Here is a 17,964-nt window from a genome sequence, read left to right on the forward strand (position 1 = left end):
GGGGCCGCGCCGGGGCACTCCAGGCTTCCCGGCCGCCGGGTGAACTCGTACCAGCGCCACAGCCGCAGCCACGGCGTGCCGCAAGCCCGGCCGGCGTTCCTTCGCCACTCGCGCTCGGCCGCCTGCCCCGCCGCGGCCGCTCCGACGGCCTCCGCGAGCCGGTCGGCGAACTCCTCGCGGGCCCCTTCGCCGAGACCGGGCCGCCCCTCGGCGACGTACACCGGACGGAGCCTGGCCGCGGCGGCGTCCACATCCGCGGACAGCCGGCGCGCCGCTGCCGTGCGCTCGTGGACGAACCGGCCGAGCGTCTCGCGCAGTTCGCCCACGCCTTCGCCGGTGAGTGCGGACAGGGACATGACGGTGGCGCCCGGTTCGCCGTGTTCGCCGAGCGCCATGCCGTCCTCGTCGAGCAGTCGGCGCAGATCGTCGAGGACCTGGTCGGCGGCGTCGCCGGGCAGCCGGTCGATCTGGTTGAGGACGACGAACGTGATCTCGGCGTGCCCGGCGAGCGGCCGCAGGTAGCGCTCGTGCAGGGCCGCGTCCGCGTACTTCTCCGGGTCGACGACCCAGATCACCGCATCGACCAGCGCAAGCACCCGGTCGACCTGATCACGGTGCCCGGTCGCCGCCGAGTCGTGGTCGGGCAGGTCGACGAGGACGAGCCCCTGGAGTGCCTCGTCGGCGTCCGTACCGCTCTGTTGCGGCCTGCGCCTGAGCCGTCCCGGAATGGCGAGCCGGTCCAGCAGCCCGGCGGCCCCGTCGGTCCAGGAACAGGCGATGGGGGCGGAGGTGGTCGGCCTGCGCAGACCGGTGTCGGAGATCTGGGCACCCGCGAGTGAGTTGAACAGGGTCGATTTGCCGCTGCCGGTCGCTCCGGCGATGGCGACGACGGTGTGCCTGGAGGAGAGCCGCTGGCGGGCTGCCGCTTCGTCGAGCACGCGTCCCGCCTCGGCGAGGGTGGCCCGGTCGAGCCTGGCCCTGGACAGCCCGACGAGCTCACGCAGCGCGTCGAGCCGCGGCCGGAGCAGACCGCTCGACGGTACGTACGCCTCGACCTGGGGCAGCCGTACCTCGTCGTTCGGGACGTTCCCGGCCTCGGTGTCTGTCCCGTTGGCGGCCGCGCGCCGGGCGATGAGCCCGTCGTTCCAGTCCCCGCCCGCCTCCGGTACGGCTGTGCGCAGGCCGTCGGGCGTCCGGCGCGCGCTCCGGTGGTTCCGGTCCTCGTGAGAAGTGGGACTCTCGCCCCGGCCGGGCCCCTCGTCAATGACGGCAGTCATCGCTGCCACCTCTCCTTCTGCAGTACGGACAGCGCGGCAATCAGTTCGGCCTGCGGCTCGGGGGCCACATCGAGTGCGTCGAGCGGTGCGAGCCGCCGGTCGCGCTCGCCGTCCAGCACCCGGTCGAGGCAGTTGGTGAGCAGTGCGCCGCCCTTGTCGCGCAGCCGCAGGGCGCCCTGGGCCCCGATCCGTTCGGCGAGTTGTTCCCCGGCGCCGCGGGTACGGCGACCGCCGAGCAGTGCGGCGGCCAGGAGCGCCACCACTGTCTCCGCGGCGGGTGCAAAGTTGCGTTCGAGCCGGCGCACCTCTTCCTCGGCCAGTTCCTCCAGCATCCGCCACCACCGCCGTACGGCCATGGCGATCCGGCCCCGGATGTCCTCGGCGGGCCCCCATCCCCCGGCCTCCCGGCCGACATCCTCGAAGCCGAACACCCCGGCCGCGGGCTCGCGCTGCCAGGTCGTGCGGATCTGTTCGTCGGCTGCGGCCACCGCGCACTGCAGAAGTGCGGCAAGACTCTCCACCAGCGCTTCAAGGAGTTCCTCGGAGTTGCTGTACGTCGGGTATCCGCGCCACCGGGTCCGGGCGTCCCCGGCGAGCACGCCGCCGTTGCGCAGCCGCCGCCGGACCCGGGCGCCTTCCGTGCGGTACGCGTCCTCGACCACACCGGTCAGCCGTACGGCCGCCGCGTACTGTGCCGCGACGGCCCCGGCCAGCGCGGGCATCCGTACGTCCAGCGAGTCGATGACCCCGGCCGCCGTGCGCCCGACCGCCTGCTGACGGGCCGCCGGGTCCTGGGCGCGGTGGCTGAGCCAGGCCCGCAACGGAGCGACCGCGGTGGTGGGCAGCAGCCCGCTGCCGCCGCCGGCCGATTCGGGCAGCTCGGGAATGGTGAAGCGCGGCACCTCACCGAGGCCCGCCTTGGTGAGCAGTGCCCCGTACTGCCGGGACACCTCGGCGATCACCTGGTGCGGTACCCGATCGAGGACGGTGACGAGCGAGGCGTCGTACTCCTTGGCGGTACGCAGCAGGTGCCACGGCACGGCGTCCGCGTACCGGGAGGCCGTGGTCACCATCACCCACACGTCCGCGGCGCAGATCAGCTCGGCGGCCAGGACCCGGTTGCGGACCACGAGCGAGTCGATATCGGGCGCGTCGAGCAGCGCGAGCCCGCGCGGCAGCCCGGTGGCGGTCTCGACGCGCAGCGCGGTCCCGTCCTCCTCCTCGCTCCCGTCGAGGTCGTCGCACCGACCGGGGGCCCCGTTCTCCTCCGGGGGCAGCCAGACCCTCGTGAGCTGCGGCAGTACGCGGACCCCCGCGAACCAGTGGTGATCATCCGGATGGCAGACGAGCACGGGCGTCCGCGTGGTCGGGCGCAGCACCCCGGCCTCGCTGACCAGCCGCCCCACCAGCGAATTGACGAGCGTCGACTTCCCCGCCCCGGTGGACCCGCCGATGACCGCGAGCAGGGGCGCTTCAGGATCTCTGAGCCGGGGAAGCAGATAGTCGTCGAGCTGGGAGAGCAGCTCGCTACGGGTCTGTCGGCCGCGCTCGGCCCCCGGCAGCGGAAGTGGAAGACGCACGGCAGCGACACGGTCGCGCAGGGCGGAAAGTGCGTCGATGAGCTGAGGCCGTACGTCCAAGGTCACCACATGCGAAGAATGCCCAATTTTGGCGCCTTTTTGAAGCGTATAGCCACCTCTGCGCGCCGATTCTCCCGCCGGGACAGAGTCGGGACAGAAGGGATGAGTGGGGCGCAGGCATAACGAGTGCACAACACCCGGGGCGTGCGGCGTCAAAAGCGATGCGGGAATCCCGCCCACCTGCGATTATCGGTTCGCTTCACCGAACCTCCACATCGTGCCACGCAGGTGAAGCAACCGGGTCGAGGTGATCGGAGCCCTATCCTTGTCCCGGCGGGTCATCGACCGGCCCGGCCCCAGGGCTCCAGGCCACCGAGGCCACCACCCGGCCCCCGTAGCTCAGTGGATAGAGCAGGCGCCTTCTAAGCGCTTGGCCGCAGGTTCGAGTCCTGCCGGGGGCGCTCTGCCCGTACGACATCAGGCCCTCCCTCGGGAGGGCCTTTTTTACAGGTCACCGCACCGTAGCGAGGACGGCGTAGCGAACGCATAAGCGTCGGACCGGCCCCACGTCGCGGCAGGGAGGGTACGGCGCTTTCCCGCCGTCACCGGTTTGCGCAGGTGGCCGCAGCGGATGCGCGGTGGCCCTTCCGAAGCCACGGTCAACGCTCCGGCAGATCCGGTAGGTCCGTTCCGGCCTCGATGCGCTTCTTGAGATCCGGCAGGCGGCCGACGATGCACCGGGCACAGATCGCTGCCGCGCCCTGCCACGGAATGTCGTGGTGAGTCCGCCGGGTTACGCGCGCAGGTAGGTCAGTACGGCCAGCACCCTGCGGTGCGTCTCGTCGGCCGGCGGGAGGTCCAGCTTGGCGAGGATGTTGCCGATGTGCTTGCCCACCGCGGCCTCGGAGACCACCAGGTCGCGGGCGATCGCGCCGTTCGACCTGCCCTGGGCCACCAGGGCGAGCACCTCGCGTTCCCTGGCGGTGAGGCGCTCCAGTGGATCGCGGCGGCGGCGCAGGAGTTGGCGTACGACCTCCGGGTCGACGACCGTGCCGCCGTCGGCGACCTCCTGCAGGGCGTCGGTGAACTCCTCGATCTGGCCGACCCGGTCCTTGAGCAGGTAGCCGACGCCCGAGCCGTCCCCGGAGTCGAGGAGATCTGCGGCGTACGTACGTTGCACGTACTGGCTCAGGACCAGTACCGGGAGTGCGGGCTGCTTCTCGCGGAGCCTCACCGCCGCGTGCAGGCCCTCGTCCTGGAAGCCGGGCGGCATCCGGACGTCGGTCACGACGATGTCCGGGCCGTGCTCGGCCACCGCCGCCGTGAGCGCCTCCGCGTCGCCGACGGCCGCGACCACCTCGTGGCCGAAGCGGGTGAGCAGGCCGATGAGGCCCTCGCGCAGCAGCACGCTGTCCTCGGCCAGAACTACGCGGAGCGATCGGTCCACTCGCAAGGAATCTCCACACGCAATCGGGTCGGGCCCCCGGCCGGACTGGACAGGGAAAGTCTGCCATCCAGTACGGACACCCGGTCGGCCAAGCCGGTCAGTCCGCTGCCGCCGGATGTGCTCGCACCGCCCCGTCCGTCGTCGTGGATCTCCAGGAACATCCGGCCTCCTGCGTGGCCGCCGCTGACTGCGACGCGGTGCGCGCCGCTGTGTCTGGCGACGTTGGCCAGTGCCTCGCAGACCACGAAGTACGCGGCGGCCTCGACGGCTTCGGGGAATCTGCCGGGCAGTTCGAGGTCCAGGTCGACGGGGATCACGGAACGGTCGGCGGCGTCGGCGACCGCGGCCTGGAGTCCGTAGTCGGCGAGGACCTTGGGATGGATGCCGTGGATCAGCTCGCGCAGTTCCGCGAGTGCCTTGCCGGCCTCCTCGTGGGCCCTGGCCAGTTGATCGGCCAGCGGGCCGGGCGGAGCGTCCAGCCGGGCCAGCCCGAGCATCATCGTGAGCGCGACAATGCGCTGTTGGGCCCCGTCGTGCAGATCGCGTTCGATACGGCGGCGTTCCGCCTCGAAGGCGTCGACCAACCGGACCCGGGAACGGGTGAGTTCCATGACCCGGGCGTCCGGCTCGGCTGCTCGGTAGGTGAGCAGGAAACGGGTCAGCTCCGCTCTTGCTCCGGCCAGCAGGCCCAGGAAGTAGCAGCCGAGCAGCAGAGTGACGAGTCCGCCCGCCGCGGTCGCGAAGGCTTCGGGCCACGTCGTGACCGTCCACAGCTTCACCACCCGGGCCTCCGCGCCGTCCCCGTACACCTCCATCACCACGGGAGTGCTCACCATCGCCAGTGGGACGGCCGTGCAGATGCCCACCGCGAGGGCGTCGAGTGGCCACAGGACCACGGCCAGCAGCAGCACGTACCCGAGTTCCCGCCAGGTCGCCCGCTCCCGGAACCGGCACGTCATCCAGCTCCACAACCCCGGTTCCTCCGGCCGGCGGTGCGGGTCGTCGGCCGGGGCGCGGTCCATGAGGCGGAGCCTGCGCCGCTCCAGGGCCGCGACCGGAATCCCGGTCAGAGCGAGGAGGGCGAGCAGCGGCAGCCCGATCAGTGCGAGGGAGAGCGCACCGCCCACGGCCACGCCGATCACGCTCACCACCAGGACGACCGCGCCGGCCAGGGCACCGCTGATCAGGTAACCGGCCGACCGCCAGGGCCAGGACGTCAGCAGGTAGCGGGGGGCCGGCAGGGCCTGCCACACGGTGCGAGGGCGCATGGCCTCACCGTAGGAGACGGTCTCGGGGCGGGTACATCCGTGCTGCCCGAGTCCCGGGGGTAGGGCCGTCCCTACCCCCGGCCCGCGGATTGCCACGTGGGCTCCTTCGTTCGGTGAGCGATGAAGGGGGGCGGGTGCGGGGCTCGGTGGATCTCCGGGGTGTACGGAGTGCGGGGGCCGTGCGCCGCGGCGGCACTTCGCAGACTCGGACCAGTGGTCTCGCCCGAGGGTTGCGCTCCCCCCTGGACCGTCACAGCTCCTCCGCCCCGATCCCGGCGGAGGCCCGATCCGGTCGTCCGTCATCCCGGCGCACCGGCACCCGTGCCATAGTCGGTTCCATGAATGCCGACGAGGCGCAGCCCACCCGGCTCCTCCTGGACCGCTTCATCGCCGACGCCGGTCACGCCGTTGTCCTGGAGGCGGTCTGGGCCCACGGGTCCATGGCGTTGGGCGACTATCAGCCGGGACGCAGCGACCTCGACCTCGTGGCCCTCGTGGAGTCGCCGGTCACCGAGACCCAGAGGCGACAACTCGTCCTTCTGCACCGTGCGTTGATCGCGGATGTGCCGTCGGCCGCGAAACTGCACTGCTCCTATGTGGTGCGGTCACAACTCCCGGACGTGAGCCGTGACCATGTGACCTGGGCCCAGGGCCGGTTGTTCGAGCGTCCGGTCACGGCGGTCAGCCGACGGGAGTTGAGCACGGGCGGATTGTCGCTGTTCGGCCCGGAGCCCGCCGGGCTCGTTGCGGAGGTGTCCGATCAGGAGCTGGCGGAGTTCATCCGGGGCGACCTCAAGGACTACTGGTATCCGGCGAGCGCCAAGCCCACCCGCTGGCTGCGCGACATCTGGGTGGACCTCGGACTGCTGACCCTCGCACGGGCATCGGTCACCCTGCGGGACGGGCGGCTCATCACCAAGGGGCAGGCTCTGGAGGTGCTGGCCGAGCTGGGTGCTCCCGCCGAGGTCGTCGGCGACATCCACCGCCGCCGGTACGGAACCGACCCGCGCCGGGCCTCCCTGCGGTGGCGTATCAGGCGGGGACGCCTCGCGCGCACCTTCGTCCGGGCAGGCATCGAGCGAACGTTGTCGCAGCGGTCGGAATCCTGACGATCCGCACCGGCTGAACACGAAGATCACGGACGCCCGGGCCACGCGCGGTCACCCCTCGATCGGACCAGCGTGAATCGTTTCATATTTTTTCCCTCACTGAGAACCTTCCCCCCTTCTGCCCGGTAGAAGTTCTCGTCGCCGACCCATTGACTGCGCCCGCGGTCCCCGTCTAGCTTCCGAGCTACCTCATTGAAACCTTTCACGGCGTGGAGCGCACCATGAACGAACCCGCCCCGATCCTGGCACTGAAGGACGTGAGCAAGTCCTTCGGTGCCGTACGTGCCCTGCAGGACGTCTCCCTGTCCCTGTACCCCGGCGAGGTCCACGCGCTCGCCGGGGAGAACGGTGCGGGCAAATCCACCCTCATCAAGGCACTTGCCGGGGTGCACCGCCCGGACAGCGGGCAGGTGTTGCTCGACGGCAGGCCCGTCGCCTTCCACGGACCCGCCGACGCCCGCGACGCCGGGATCGCCGTCATCTACCAGGAACCGACGCTCTTCCCCGATCTGTCGATCGCCGAGAACATCTTCATGGGCCGCCAGCCCCGGCGCACCCTCGGCCGGATCGACCGCCGCGCCGTGCACGAGACCACCGCCGGGCTGATGCGTCGGCTCGGTGTCGACCTGGCGCCCGACCGGCCGGCCCGTGGGCTCTCCATCGCCGACCAGCAGATCGTCGAGATCGCCAAGGCGCTCTCCTTCGACGCCCGGGTACTGATCATGGACGAGCCGACGGCGGCACTCACCGGCGACGAGACGGCCCGGCTCTTCTCCGTCGTGCGGACGCTGCGCGCCGAGGGCGCGGCCGTGCTGTTCATCTCGCACCGTCTCGACGAGATCTTCGAGCTGTGCGGGCGGGTCACGACATTGCGCGACGGCCGCCGGATCTCCTCCGAGCCGCTGGCCGGACTCACCGAGGACGATCTGGTGCGCCGGATGGTCGGCCGCGAGCTGGACGACCTCTATCCGAAGCAGGACGCGGCGGTCGGCGCAGTCGCCCTGTCGGTCAGCAGGCTGACCCGTGAAGGCGTCTTCCGCGATGTGTCGTTCGAGGTCCGGCGCGGTGAGATCGTCGCGCTCGCGGGGCTCGTCGGCGCCGGCAGGACCGAGGTCGCCCAGGCGGTCTTCGGCGTCGACCGGGCGGACGCCGGAGAGGTGAAGGTGGACGGCACCGTGCTGCGGCCGGGTTCGCCGACCGCCGCGATGGCCGCCGGGCTCGCGCTCGTACCCGAGGACCGCCGTCAGCGCGGGCTGGTCATGGAGATGTCCATCGAACGCAACATCGGCCTCACCGGCCTCGGCGAGGTCCGCAGGGGCGGGCTGGTCCGCCGCGCGCTGGAGCACGACCGGGCCGCCGACTGGGCCGTTCGCCTCCAGCTCAAGTACAACCGGCTGGCCGACGCCGTCGGCGTGCTGTCCGGTGGCAACCAGCAGAAGGTCGTGCTCGCCAAGTGGCTCGCGACCGAACCGTCCGTACTCATCGTCGACGAACCGACCCGCGGCATCGATGTCGGCACCAAGGCCGAAGTGCACCGACTGCTCTCCTCGTTGGCGGCGGAAGGGCTCGCGGTGCTGATGATCTCCTCCGATCTGCCCGAAGTGATCGGGATGGCCGACCGGGTCCTCGTCATGCGCGAGGGCCGGCTCGTCGCCGAGCTCCCGCGCGAGGGCGCCACCGAGGAGACGGTCATGGCCGCGGCGACCGGACTCGGCGAAAGGGCAGCGGCATGACCACCGTCGAAAGCCCTCCGGACACCAGCTCCAAGGCTCCGGCGCGCAGCGCCGCCTCGCTCGTGGACGCGGTCTTCCGCGCCCGTGAGATCTCCATCGCCGGGGCGCTCGTCCTGCTGATCCTCGGCACGTACATCGCCAACCCGCGTTTCCTGTCCGACCAGGGCATCAAGGATCTGCTGCTCAACGCCTCGATCCTGGTGCTGCTCGCGGTCGGCCAGTCCGCCGTCGTCCTCACCCGCAACATCGACCTGTCGGTCGGCTCCGTCGTCGGTCTCTCCGCCTTCGCCTGCGGCAAGTTCGTCGCCGGGACGGACCACGGAGTGCTCACCGTGACACTGCTCGGCCTTTCCATCGGTGTGGTCTGCGGGCTCGTCTCCGGCGCCCTCGTGAGCTTCGGCAAGGTCCCGGCCCTCGTCGTGACGCTGGGCATGCTCTACATCATTCAGGGCGTCGACTACTGGTGGGCGCAGGGCGACCAGATCGGCGCCGCCGATGTGCCGGACCAGATCCTGGGGCTCGGCAGCGGCAGCGTCCTCGGCGTGCCGTATCTGCCGCTGATCGCCCTGATCCTGCTCGCCGTGACCGCGTACTTCCTGCGCAGCTACCGCTCCGGCCGGGAGCTGTACGCGATCGGTTCGAGCCCGGAGGCCGCCCTGCTCGCCGGGGTACCGATCCGGCGCCGGATCCTGGCCGCGTACGCCTTCTCCGGGGCTGTCGCCGGTTTCGCCGGGGCCCTGTGGCTGGCCAGGTTCGGCACGGTCGTCGCGGACAACGCGCACGGCTGGGAACTGACCGTCGTCAGCGCCGTCGTCGTCGGTGGTGTCGCCATCACCGGTGGTACGGGCACGGTCTGGGGCGCGGCACTGGGCGCCCTGCTGCTCACCACCATCGGCAGCGTCCTGGTCGTCCTGAAGGTCGACTCCTTCTGGCAGGGCGCCATCACCGGTGCGCTGCTGCTGCTGGCCATCAGTGTCGACCGGATCGTGAACGTGCGGATGACCGCCGCACTGAGGAAGAGGAGCGCCCGGCATGGGAATGGCGCCTGAGAGGCAGAAAGCGGTGCCCGCAGCGCAGAGGGCCGCGACGGTGAAGAAGGCCGGAGGAGGTCCGTTGCGGAATCCGGCGCTGCGCTGGGACACCGCGGTCGGGGTGCTCCTGGTGGCGGTCTTCGTCATCGGACTCGGCACCACGGACGGATTCGGCTCCGGCGAGAACCTCGCCTTCGCCTTCAACGACATCGCCGAAGTCGCCATCCTCGCCCTGCCGATGACGCTTCTCGTCGTCGCCGGTCAGGTCGATCTGTCGGTCGCCTCGATGCTGGGACTGGGCAGTGCGCTGACCGGTGCGCTGTGGGACGCGGGCTGGGCGTTCGAGACGATCGTGCCGGTCGTGCTGCTGGTCGGCGTCGCGGGAGGGCTTCTCAACGGGTGGCTGGTCACCCGGGTCGGGCTGCCGTCGCTGGCCGTCACCATCGGCACCCTGGCCCTCTACCGCGGTCTGGCATCGGTGGCGCTGGGCAGCGACGCGGTGACCGACTTCCCGCAGAAGTACGCGGACTGGGCCGTCGACACCACCACCGTGCCGGGCACCTTCCTCACGTACCCCGTCCTGCTGTTCACCGTCCTCGCGGTGATCACCGCGATCGTGCTGCACGCCACGGGCCTGGGCCGCTCGCTGTTCGCGATCGGTGCCCAGGAGGAGGCGGCGTACTTCGCGGGCATCCGGGTCAAGCGGATCAAGCTGCTGCTGTTCGTCGTGACCGGGCTGTTCGCCTCGTTCACCGGTGTCGTCTTCACGCTCCGGTACGGCAGTGCCCGCGCCGACAACGGTCTCGGCTTCGAAATGCTCGTCATCGCCTCCGTACTGCTCGGCGGCATCGACTTCGACGGCGGAAAGGGCACGCTCTTCGGCGCGGTCGCCGGGGTGCTGCTGATCGGGGTCCTGAAGAACCTGCTGACGCTCAATGACATCGCCAACGAGGTGCAGGTGATCGTGACCGGTCTGCTGCTCGTGGCTTCCGTCCTCACACCTCGGTTGATCGCCACCGTCGTCGAACGACGGCACCGGCGTGCCGCGAACGCCCGGTCCTGACCCGCCATCTCTCCCGTACCTCTTCGAAAGGCACATCGCCGCCATGATGCTCCGCAATGCCGCCGGGCGCCGCGCTGTCGCGGCCGCCGCCACCGCCGTGTCGCTCGCTCTCGCCCTCTCCGCCTGTTCCGGCACCACGAAGGACAGCGCCGACAAGGGCTCGGCAAAGGCCCGGACGACGGCGAAGGCCGACCCGAACGCGCCGCTGAAGAAGGGCCTGAAGCTCGCCTTCCTGCCCAAGCAGATCAACAACCCGTACGAGAAGATCGTCGACGACGCGGGCATCGCAGCCGCCGAGGAGTACGGCGGTACGGGCAAGGAGGTCGGCCCGTCCGATGCCAGCGCCTCCTCACAGGTCAGCTACATCAACACGCTGACCCAGCAGCGCCAGGACGCGATCCTGGTCGCGGCCAACGACCCCAACGCGGTGTGCGGCCCGCTGAAGCAGGCGATGAAGAAGGACATCAAGGTCGTCGCGTACGACTCCGACACCGCGAAGGACTGCCGCCAGCTCTTCATCAACCAGGCGAGCTCCGAGGAGATCGGCCGCAGCCTGATCCAGCACCTCGGTGAGCAGATCGGCTACAAGGGCAGGATCGCGATCCTCTCGGCCACCCAGAACGCCACGAACCAGAACACCTGGATCGAGTTCATGAAGGACGAGCTGAAGCTGCCCAGGTACAAGAACATGCAGCTGGTGAAGGTGGCGTACGGGGACGACGCGGACCAGAAGTCGTTCCAGCAGACGCAGGGACTGATGCAGGCGTACCCGGACCTCAAGGGCATCATCTCGCCCACCACCGTCGGCATCGCGGCAGCCGCCCGCTACCTGAGCGACTCCTCGTACAGGGGCAAGGTCGTGCTGAACGGCCTGGGCACGCCGAACCAGATGCGCAAGTACGTCAAGGACGGCACCGTCGAGCAGTTCTCGCTGTGGAACCCGGAGGAGCTCGGCTACCTCGGTTCGTACGCCGCCGCCGCGCTGGCGTCGGGGCAGATCAGCGGCGCGGAGGGCGAGAAGTTCAAGGCGGGCAGGCTCGGTGAGTACACGATCGGCAAGGACGGCGAGGTCATCCTCGGCGAGCCGACCGTCTTCGACAAGAAGAACATCGACAAGTTCAACTTCTGAGCGAACGCAGGGGCCCACACCATGCAGCGCGTCTGCTTTCTGCTGAACGTACGCGAGGACCGTATCGACGAGTACCGCGAGCGTCACGCCGCTGTCTGGCCGGAGATGCTCGCCGCGCTCTCCGCGGCAGGCTGGCACAACTACTCGCTCTTCCTGCGCGAGGACGGGCTGCTCGTCGGCTATCTGGAGACGGCGGACTTCGACGCGGCGCGCGAGGCGATGGCAGCGACCGACGTCAACGAGCGGTGGCAGCGGGACATGGCGGACTTCTTCGAGCAGCCGGAGGCGGCGGACGAGGCGATGGTCCCGCTGGCCGAGGTCTTCCACCTCGCGTGATGCGCGGGCGGGCCGGCCCCTCAAGGCGGGAGGGACCGGCCCGTCGCCCTACCCGGCGGCCACGGCCAGCAGCGCGAACGCGGCGAGGGACAGGGCCGTCCGGATCCGGTGGAGGTTGTTCCAGCGGGACTCGAACGCCTCGCGTGCCGCGCTGTCACCGCCGCCCTCGGACGCCGCGAGCGCCTTGTTCAGCGGGATGTTCCCGGTGATCGTGATCAGGTGGCTGCCGACCGCGCAGACCAGCGCCGCCACTGCGAGCGCCCGGTCCGTGTCGTCGTCGGCTCCCACGACCACAGCGACCGGGAAAGCGATCACACCGGCGAAGAGGACCAGGAAGGCCGGCCCGGGCACCTTCTCGTTGAAGCGGCGCATCGCGGCGGTGAACCGCTCGTCCGGCAGTGCCGCGATGCCGGGCATGATCGCGATCAGGAACGTCAGCAGGAAACCGGCGTAGAGGCCGGTCGTCATCACGGCGAGCGCCGGCAACAGGGAGGACATGGTGCACATCATGGCTTCGTCGGACGGGCCGCACAGCCATTTTCGTATGCCGGTGCGACCCGACGCCTTCCCCGGTCAGTCCATCTCGCCTTCCGGGGCGCCCCCGGACCCGTTGTCGTCCCCGCCGCCCTTGAGCCGGTCGGCCTGTCCGATCGCGGTCGCCAGCTTCCGTACCGAATCGTCTTCGGTCTCGGAGGCCAACTTGTCGGCCCGTGAGGTGAGTTCACCGAGTCCAGGTGCGCCCGGCAGCCGGCCTCCGCGCAGCGTCTCGGCGAAGTAGGCGGCGACCGCCGTCACTTGGAGCCGTTTGCTGGCGCCGCCCCACAGCGGACCGTCGATCGCTTTCGTCTCGACCGCTCCCGTCTGCTCGTGCGGGGCCCGGGTTCCGGGGTCCAGCCAGCGCACGGTCGCGGTCGCCACATGTCCGGAGGCACCGTCCCGGAGGTGTACGGCGTAGAGCGCCGTCACCGTGTGGCCGGGGCCGACCTCGCCGCCGTCGACGCGGTCGTTGCGGAAGTCCTCGTCGGCGACCTTCCGGTCCTCGTAACCGATCAGCTTGAACTGCTCGACGGTCTCCGGGTCGAAGGCGACCTGGGCCTTGGCGTCGCGCGCCGTCAGTTCGAGGTGTGCGGGCAGCTGGTCGACGAAGACCTTCCGGGCCTGGGTCTCGTCGGCGATGTACGTGGTGTGGCCGTCGCCCTTGTTGGTGAGCTGTTCCATCAGCGCGTCGCCGTAGTCGCTGCCGACGCCGACGCCGAAGAGGGTGATGCCGTACTCGCGGCGGGCGGAGTCGATGCGTTCGAGGATGGCTTCGGCATCGGTCTCCCCGGTGTTGGCGAGGGCGTCGGAGAGCAGGACGACCCGGTTGTTGGCGCCCTTGACGCGGCCGTCGACGGCCTCGTCGTACCCGCGCCGGATGCCTGCTTCCACGTTGGTGGAGTCGGTGGGTTCCATGGAGTCGACCCGGTCGCGGATTCTGCCGCGGTGGTCCCGCAGCCGGGTCATGGGCAGCAGTGTCCTCGCCTCGTCGCTGAAGGTGACCAGGGAGATCGAGTCGTCGTCGCGGAGTTCGTCGGTGAGGATGCCCAGGGACTTCTTCACCAGGTCGAGGCGGCCCGGTTCGGCCATCGAGCCGGAGATGTCGACGACGAAGGTGAGCGCGGCGGGCGGGCGTTCGTCACGGGCGGGGGCGGCCCGGGTGGCCAGGCCGACCCGTACCAGCGACCAGCCGTCGGCCCCGGCACGGGCGCCGTCGACGTTCACGGTGAAGCCGTTGCCGGCCGGGCGCCGGTAGCCCTGGCGGAAGCTGTTGACGAACTCCTCGGGCCGCACGGTGGCCGGCTCCGGCAGGTTGCCGTCGGCGAGGGTGCGGCGCGCATACCCGTACGAGGCGGTGTCGACGTCCAGGGCGAAGGTGGACAGGTAGTCGGGCCGCGCGGACTCCCGCAGCCCGTCCTGCTTCTTCGAACCGTCCGCACCTTTCGCGCCGTCGCTGTCGGCCGCCCCGCCCGACGCGGCGGGTGCGGGAGCAGGGGCGCCCCGGCGGTCGGCGGAGGAGTACTCCTTTCCGTCGGATGCCCCCGAGCACCCGGTGAGCAGCACCCCGCCCGCCAGCAGCATGCCGAGTGCCCCTCGCCATGTCCGTACGTACTTCCCTGTCCGGTATTCCATGCCCCGCCCCCAACGTCGTCGTGTCAGCACTTGTGAATGTGACGTGCGAGACGGTGCCGAGGAGCAGACGAGGACGTTGCGGATGAATCTCGATGCGGCAACGGAGGCCGGGGAATCGGCGGAAGGTCAAGCTCAGGACACGATGTCCTTACGGCTGAACCCCCGGAAGGCGAAGGCGAACAGAATCAGGGCATAGGCCACCGAGATCGCCGCGCCCTTCGCCATGCCACCCCATTCCAGATCGGGCTGGAGCGCGTCCGCCCAGGCGAACTGCCAGTGCGCTGGCAGGAATTCGCGCCAGGACCCGAGGGCGGTGACGGCGTCCAGCACATTGCCGACGATGGTCAGTCCGACCGCCCCGCCGACCGCGCCCAGCGGGGCGTCGGTCCTCGTCGACAGCCAGAACGCCAGCCCGGCGGTGACCAGTTGGGAGACGAAGACGAACGCGACGACGAGCGCGAGGCGCGGCACGGTGTCCGAGGTCGCCAGCGCCCCACCGGTGGGAAGTTCGAGCGGTCCCCAGCCGTATGCGGCGGCTCCCGCGGCCAGCGCGACGAGTGGCAGCAGCACCATCGCGGCCAGACTGAAGCCGAGCGCCACGACGAGCTTGCTCCACAGCAGCCTGGCCCGTGGCACGGGCGCCGCCAGCAGATAGCGCAGCGAGGACCAACTGGCCTCGGAGGCGACGGTGTCCCCGCAGAACAGCGCCACCGGGACGACGAGCAGGAACCCCGCGGACACGAACAGGCAGGTCGCGGCGAAGTTCGCGGCGGACGCGGTCGCGGTGTCCATCAGGGTCAGCCGGTCGCCGTCGCCCCGGGAGGACGGCGTGCCGCCGATCGCGAACGCGGTGATCAGGATGAACGGCAGCGCCGCCAGCACCCCGCCCATGAGCAGGGTGCGGCGCCTGCGCAGCTGACGTACCGCCTCGACGCGCAGCGGCAGGGTGTGCCGGGCGCGGTAGCCGGGGGCTTCGGCGGCTTCTGTGACATCGACTGCGGCACTCATGCGGAGCCTCCGGAGATCAGGGTGAGGAACGCGTCCTCCAGGCGGCGGTGCGGCCCGACACCGGTCAACGGCATGTCCAGCCGCACCAGTTCGGCGATCAGCTCGGACGGGGTGGCGCCGTCGAGCCGTACGAGCAGTCCGCGGCCGTCGTCCGTACGGACGGCCGAGCCGATTCCCGGCAGTGCGGCGACCTTTCCCACGAGGGGTTCGGCCACGTCCTGCGCGCTGGTGATGAGCAGCATGTCGCCGGAGCCGGTGATCTCGGCGACCGGGCCCGTCTGGACGAGCCGGCCGCGGTCCATGACCACGAGGTGGGTGCAGGACTGTTCGACCTCGGAGAGGAGGTGGCTGGAGACGATGACGGTCCGGCCCCCGGCCGCGTACCGGATCATCACGTCGCGCATCTCGCGGATCTGGGGCGGGTCGAGTCCGTTGGTCGGTTCGTCGAGGATGAGCAGGTCCGGCATCCCGAGCATGGCCTGGGCGATGGCGAGCCGTTGCCGCATGCCTTGCGAGTACGTGCGGACGGCGCGGGCCAGCGCGTCACCGAGCCCGGCGATCTCCAGGGCCTCCTCGATGTGCGCGTCCTCGGCGGGCCGCCCCGTGGCCTGCCAGTACAGCTCCAGGTTGGCGCGCCCGGACAGGTGCGGCAGGAAGCCGGCTCCTTCGACGAACGAGCCGACGCGGGACAGCACGGGCGCTCCCGGCCGGATGGCCTGCCCGAAGACGCGGATCTCGCCGTCGTCGGGCGTGATGAGCCCCATCAGCATGCGCAGGGTGGTGGTCTTGCCCGCGCCGTTGGGGCCGAGGAGGCCGAGCACCTGCCCCTTCTCGACCCGGAAGGACAGGTCCTTCACGGCGAATGGGGTCTCCCCTGCTCGAACGAAGCTGAGAGCTTGGGGAATGTCGGCGGACCGGGCGTACTTCTTCGACAGGCCGGTGATCTGGAGAGGCACTCCGGCGAGCGCCGGATCGGGTGCGGGGGTCGCGGTGCGGCGGCGGGCCGTGAGCAGCAGCAGGGCGGCGATCACGACGGCGGCGGCCGGGAGTCCCCAGGTCCACCAGGGCAGGGTGGCCGCTGCGGTCTTCAGCGCGGGGGCGGTGGGGACGGTCAGCGGTCCGGCGGCGGTCACGGTGTACGTCGTCGGCTCGGCCGGTGAGGCGTAGCCGAGGTCGGTGGCGGAGAGGACCAGACGGAGCCGGTGTCCTGCGTCGAATTGGTGGTCGATGGCGGGGAGCGTCAGCTGCACGCCCTTGCCCTGCTGGGACTGCGGGATCCGGAAGGGTGCAACGAGCTGTGAGGGCAGCACCTGCTGCTTGCCGTCCGGCGACACGTCGTACACCTTCCCGAACAGCACGGCGTCGCCCCGTTCCGCGCGGACGTGGACCCGCACGGTCGGGGAGCCGGTGACGCGCAGGGACGTGTCCAGCGGTGCGGAGTCGAAGCGGGCGTACTGGCCGGGGAAGTCGATCGAGAGGCCGACGCCGAGGGACGACAGCCGGGAGAGCCCGCCGCCGACGCCGGGGACGGCCGAGATGGCGGGCGGGTTGGCCCCGGCCGGGTTGTGGAACGTCTGCGTCCGGCGCCCCAGGCCGATCGTTTCTCCTCCGCTGCTCAGCCCCGGATACGTATCGCTGCTCGCCCCGCGCGTGAGGGCGGCCCCGTCGGTGGAGTCGATGCCTCCGGTCCGGGTGACGCGGAAGCCGGGCCCGGTGTCGGCGCCCTGGTCGCCCTTCAGGTAGCGGTCGAACCATCCGCCGATCCGCTGCCGCACCCGGTCGGTCTCCAGGTCACCGCCGTCGTGCCCACCGGCGATCCAGTCGACGGCGACCGGCGCACCGTTGCCGCTTATCGCCTCGGCCATGGCATCGGCCTGGCCGAGCGGGAAGAGGGAGTCGGACTGTCCCTGCACGATGAGCGCGGGCACCTTGATCCGGTCGGCGACGGCGCTCGGGGAACGCTCGGTCAGCAGCGCTCGGGCGGCGGCGTCCGGCTTCCCGCTGACGGCTACCCGTTCGTACATGTCGCAGAGCTGCTTCTCGAACTTCTGGCAGCCGCCACCGGTGGTGACGAAGATTCCGGCCCAGAGCTTCTTGAAGACCCCGTCGGGGAAGAGGGCGTCGGCCAGGTTCCAGTAGGTGATCTGGGGTGCGATGGCATCGACGCGCTTGTCGTACCCGGCGGCGAGGAGCGAGACGGCTCCGCCGTAGGAGGCCCCGGTGACCCCGACCCGGGGGTCGCCCTTGGCGTCGAGCTCCACCTCGGGCCGGTCCGCCAGCCAGTCGATCAGCCGGGACACGTCCTTGACCTCGCGGTCCGGGGCGTTGAGTGCGATCTCCCCGCCCGACTTCCCGAACCCGCGGGCGGACCAGGTCAGCACGGCGTACCCGGCACCGGCCAGCTGTTCGGCCTGCGCCCGTACGTCGTTCTTGCTGCCGCCGAATCCGTGCCCGATCAGCACGGCGGGCCTGCGCCGCGTGCCCCCGGTGGTGAAGTACGAGGTGTCGATGGACACGCCGTCCACGCGCATCATCCGGTCCTGACGGTGCACGGCGGGCCCGCCGTCGTCGGCAGCCGCGGTCCAGGTGCCCGCACCGGCCAGCACGACGAGCGCCGCGAGGCCCGAGGCCCATCGGCCGCGTTTACGGGGCAGCAGCCGCCGCCACCGGGACGTACGCGCAATAGGGGTCTCCATGGTTCACGACCCTAAGCCGACAGTCGCCGTGCGCAGGCAGCCGCCAGGGGGAACTCTCCGGCCTTCTTGCGGCGTACGGCACTCCCCGCCGTACTCCATGCGCGGTATGCCGCGCCGT

Annotated in this window: 14 protein-coding genes and 1 tRNA gene; 7 read left to right on the forward strand and 8 right to left on the reverse strand. The window is 70.8% G+C overall.

Annotation, left to right across the window (positions count from 1 at the left end):
- Both GA0115254_RS31270 and GA0115254_RS31275 read right to left on the reverse strand, forming a co-directional pair.
- On the reverse strand, positions 1 to 1,277 hold a 1,277-nt coding region (locus tag GA0115254_RS31270; RefSeq protein WP_107451430.1), incomplete at its 3' end, for a YfjP family GTPase.
- Entirely contained in the window at positions 1,274 to 2,917 is a 1,644-nt protein-coding gene (locus GA0115254_RS31275; RefSeq protein ID WP_093898638.1) for an ATP-binding protein, read from the reverse strand. The genes GA0115254_RS31275 and GA0115254_RS31270, both read right to left, overlap by 4 nt.
- Positions 2,918 to 3,245: 328 nt before the next feature.
- Between GA0115254_RS31275 and GA0115254_RS31280 the strand changes: the two genes are divergently transcribed.
- Positions 3,246 to 3,318 (forward strand) — tRNA-Arg (locus GA0115254_RS31280).
- A gap of 332 nt (positions 3,319 to 3,650) precedes the next feature.
- Here GA0115254_RS31280 and GA0115254_RS31285 read toward each other — a convergent pair.
- Both GA0115254_RS31285 and GA0115254_RS31290 read right to left on the reverse strand, forming a co-directional pair.
- Positions 3,651 to 4,310: a response regulator gene (locus GA0115254_RS31285; protein WP_176740375.1), complete on the reverse strand. Its 660-nt coding sequence runs from the start codon at positions 4,308 to 4,310 to the stop codon at positions 3,651 to 3,653.
- Positions 4,283 to 5,572 carry a sensor histidine kinase gene (locus GA0115254_RS31290; RefSeq protein WP_093898640.1) on the reverse strand — a complete coding sequence of 430 codons (1,290 nt, stop codon included), beginning with the start codon at positions 5,570 to 5,572 and terminating at the stop codon, positions 4,283 to 4,285. Before GA0115254_RS31290 ends, GA0115254_RS31285 begins: the two co-directional genes overlap by 28 nt.
- Before the next feature lie 338 nt (positions 5,573 to 5,910).
- On the opposite strand from GA0115254_RS31290, the gene GA0115254_RS31295 reads away from it, so the two are divergent.
- From GA0115254_RS31295 to GA0115254_RS31320, 6 genes are all read left to right on the forward strand, one after another.
- Positions 5,911 to 6,681 carry a nucleotidyltransferase domain-containing protein gene (locus GA0115254_RS31295; RefSeq protein ID WP_093898641.1) on the forward strand — a complete coding sequence of 257 codons (771 nt, stop codon included), beginning with the start codon at positions 5,911 to 5,913 and terminating at the stop codon, positions 6,679 to 6,681.
- A gap of 221 nt (positions 6,682 to 6,902) precedes the next feature.
- A complete protein-coding gene (locus tag GA0115254_RS31300; protein ID WP_093898677.1) occupies positions 6,903 to 8,414 on the forward strand; it encodes a sugar ABC transporter ATP-binding protein in 1,512 nt (503 codons plus the stop codon).
- On the forward strand, positions 8,411 to 9,463 hold the full coding sequence (locus tag GA0115254_RS31305) for an ABC transporter permease (RefSeq protein WP_093898642.1): 1,053 nt from the start codon (positions 8,411 to 8,413) through the stop codon (positions 9,461 to 9,463). The genes GA0115254_RS31300 and GA0115254_RS31305 overlap by 4 nt, the downstream gene beginning before the upstream one ends.
- Positions 9,447 to 10,508: an ABC transporter permease gene (locus GA0115254_RS31310; RefSeq protein WP_093898643.1), complete on the forward strand. Its 1,062-nt coding sequence runs from the start codon at positions 9,447 to 9,449 to the stop codon at positions 10,506 to 10,508. Before GA0115254_RS31305 ends, GA0115254_RS31310 begins: the two co-directional genes overlap by 17 nt.
- Positions 10,509 to 10,551: 43 nt before the next feature.
- Positions 10,552 to 11,637, forward strand: a complete 1,086-nt coding sequence (rhaS, locus tag GA0115254_RS31315) for a rhamnose ABC transporter substrate-binding protein (protein WP_093898678.1) — start codon at positions 10,552 to 10,554, stop codon at positions 11,635 to 11,637.
- Between the two features lie 21 nt (positions 11,638 to 11,658).
- Complete coding sequence (locus GA0115254_RS31320; protein WP_093898644.1) at positions 11,659 to 11,973, forward strand: L-rhamnose mutarotase; 315 nt, start codon at positions 11,659 to 11,661, stop codon at positions 11,971 to 11,973.
- Between the two features lie 48 nt (positions 11,974 to 12,021).
- Here the strand turns inward: GA0115254_RS31320 and GA0115254_RS31325 are convergent, their stop codons facing one another.
- The 4 genes from GA0115254_RS31325 to GA0115254_RS31340 all read right to left on the reverse strand — a co-directional run bounded on the left by GA0115254_RS31325 (position 12,022) and on the right by GA0115254_RS31340 (position 17,846).
- Entirely contained in the window at positions 12,022 to 12,471 is a 450-nt protein-coding gene (locus GA0115254_RS31325) for an anthrone oxygenase family protein (RefSeq protein ID WP_093898679.1), read from the reverse strand.
- A 75-nt stretch (positions 12,472 to 12,546) separates the two neighbouring features.
- On the reverse strand, positions 12,547 to 14,142 hold the full coding sequence (locus tag GA0115254_RS31330; protein WP_093898645.1) for a vWA domain-containing protein: 1,596 nt from the start codon (positions 14,140 to 14,142) through the stop codon (positions 12,547 to 12,549).
- A 132-nt stretch (positions 14,143 to 14,274) separates the two neighbouring features.
- Entirely contained in the window at positions 14,275 to 15,150 is an 876-nt protein-coding gene (locus GA0115254_RS31335; protein ID WP_093898646.1) for an ABC transporter permease, read from the reverse strand.
- Complete coding sequence (locus tag GA0115254_RS31340; RefSeq protein ID WP_093898647.1) at positions 15,147 to 17,846, reverse strand: alpha/beta fold hydrolase; 2,700 nt, start codon at positions 17,844 to 17,846, stop codon at positions 15,147 to 15,149. The genes GA0115254_RS31335 and GA0115254_RS31340 overlap by 4 nt, the downstream gene beginning before the upstream one ends.
- Positions 17,847 to 17,964: the final 118 nt, after the last annotated feature.

It is taken from the genome of Streptomyces sp. Ncost-T10-10d (genome assembly GCF_900091955.1).
Classification (GTDB): Bacteria; Actinomycetota; Actinomycetes; order Streptomycetales; family Streptomycetaceae; genus Streptomyces.

Bases quoted from the DNA above. Each gene is read 5' to 3' on its own strand.
- GA0115254_RS31290 (WP_093898640.1), bottom strand. From the start codon at position 5,572: ATGCGCCCTCGCACCGTGTGGCAGGCCCTGCCGGCCCCCCGCTACCTG.
- GA0115254_RS31295 (WP_093898641.1), top strand. From the start codon at position 5,911: ATGAATGCCGACGAGGCGCAGCCCACCCGGCTCCTCCTGGACCGCTTC.
- GA0115254_RS31300 (WP_093898677.1), top strand. From the start codon at position 6,903: ATGAACGAACCCGCCCCGATCCTGGCACTGAAGGACGTGAGCAAGTCC.
- GA0115254_RS31305 (WP_093898642.1), top strand. From the start codon at position 8,411: ATGACCACCGTCGAAAGCCCTCCGGACACCAGCTCCAAGGCTCCGGCG.
- GA0115254_RS31310 (WP_093898643.1), top strand. From the start codon at position 9,447: ATGGGAATGGCGCCTGAGAGGCAGAAAGCGGTGCCCGCAGCGCAGAGG.
- rhaS (WP_093898678.1), top strand. From the start codon at position 10,552: ATGATGCTCCGCAATGCCGCCGGGCGCCGCGCTGTCGCGGCCGCCGCC.
- GA0115254_RS31320 (WP_093898644.1), top strand. From the start codon at position 11,659: ATGCAGCGCGTCTGCTTTCTGCTGAACGTACGCGAGGACCGTATCGAC.
- GA0115254_RS31325 (WP_093898679.1), bottom strand. From the start codon at position 12,471: ATGTCCTCCCTGTTGCCGGCGCTCGCCGTGATGACGACCGGCCTCTAC.
- GA0115254_RS31330 (WP_093898645.1), bottom strand. From the start codon at position 14,142: ATGGAATACCGGACAGGGAAGTACGTACGGACATGGCGAGGGGCACTC.
- GA0115254_RS31335 (WP_093898646.1), bottom strand. From the start codon at position 15,150: ATGAGTGCCGCAGTCGATGTCACAGAAGCCGCCGAAGCCCCCGGCTAC.
- GA0115254_RS31340 (WP_093898647.1), bottom strand. From the start codon at position 17,846: ATGGAGACCCCTATTGCGCGTACGTCCCGGTGGCGGCGGCTGCTGCCC.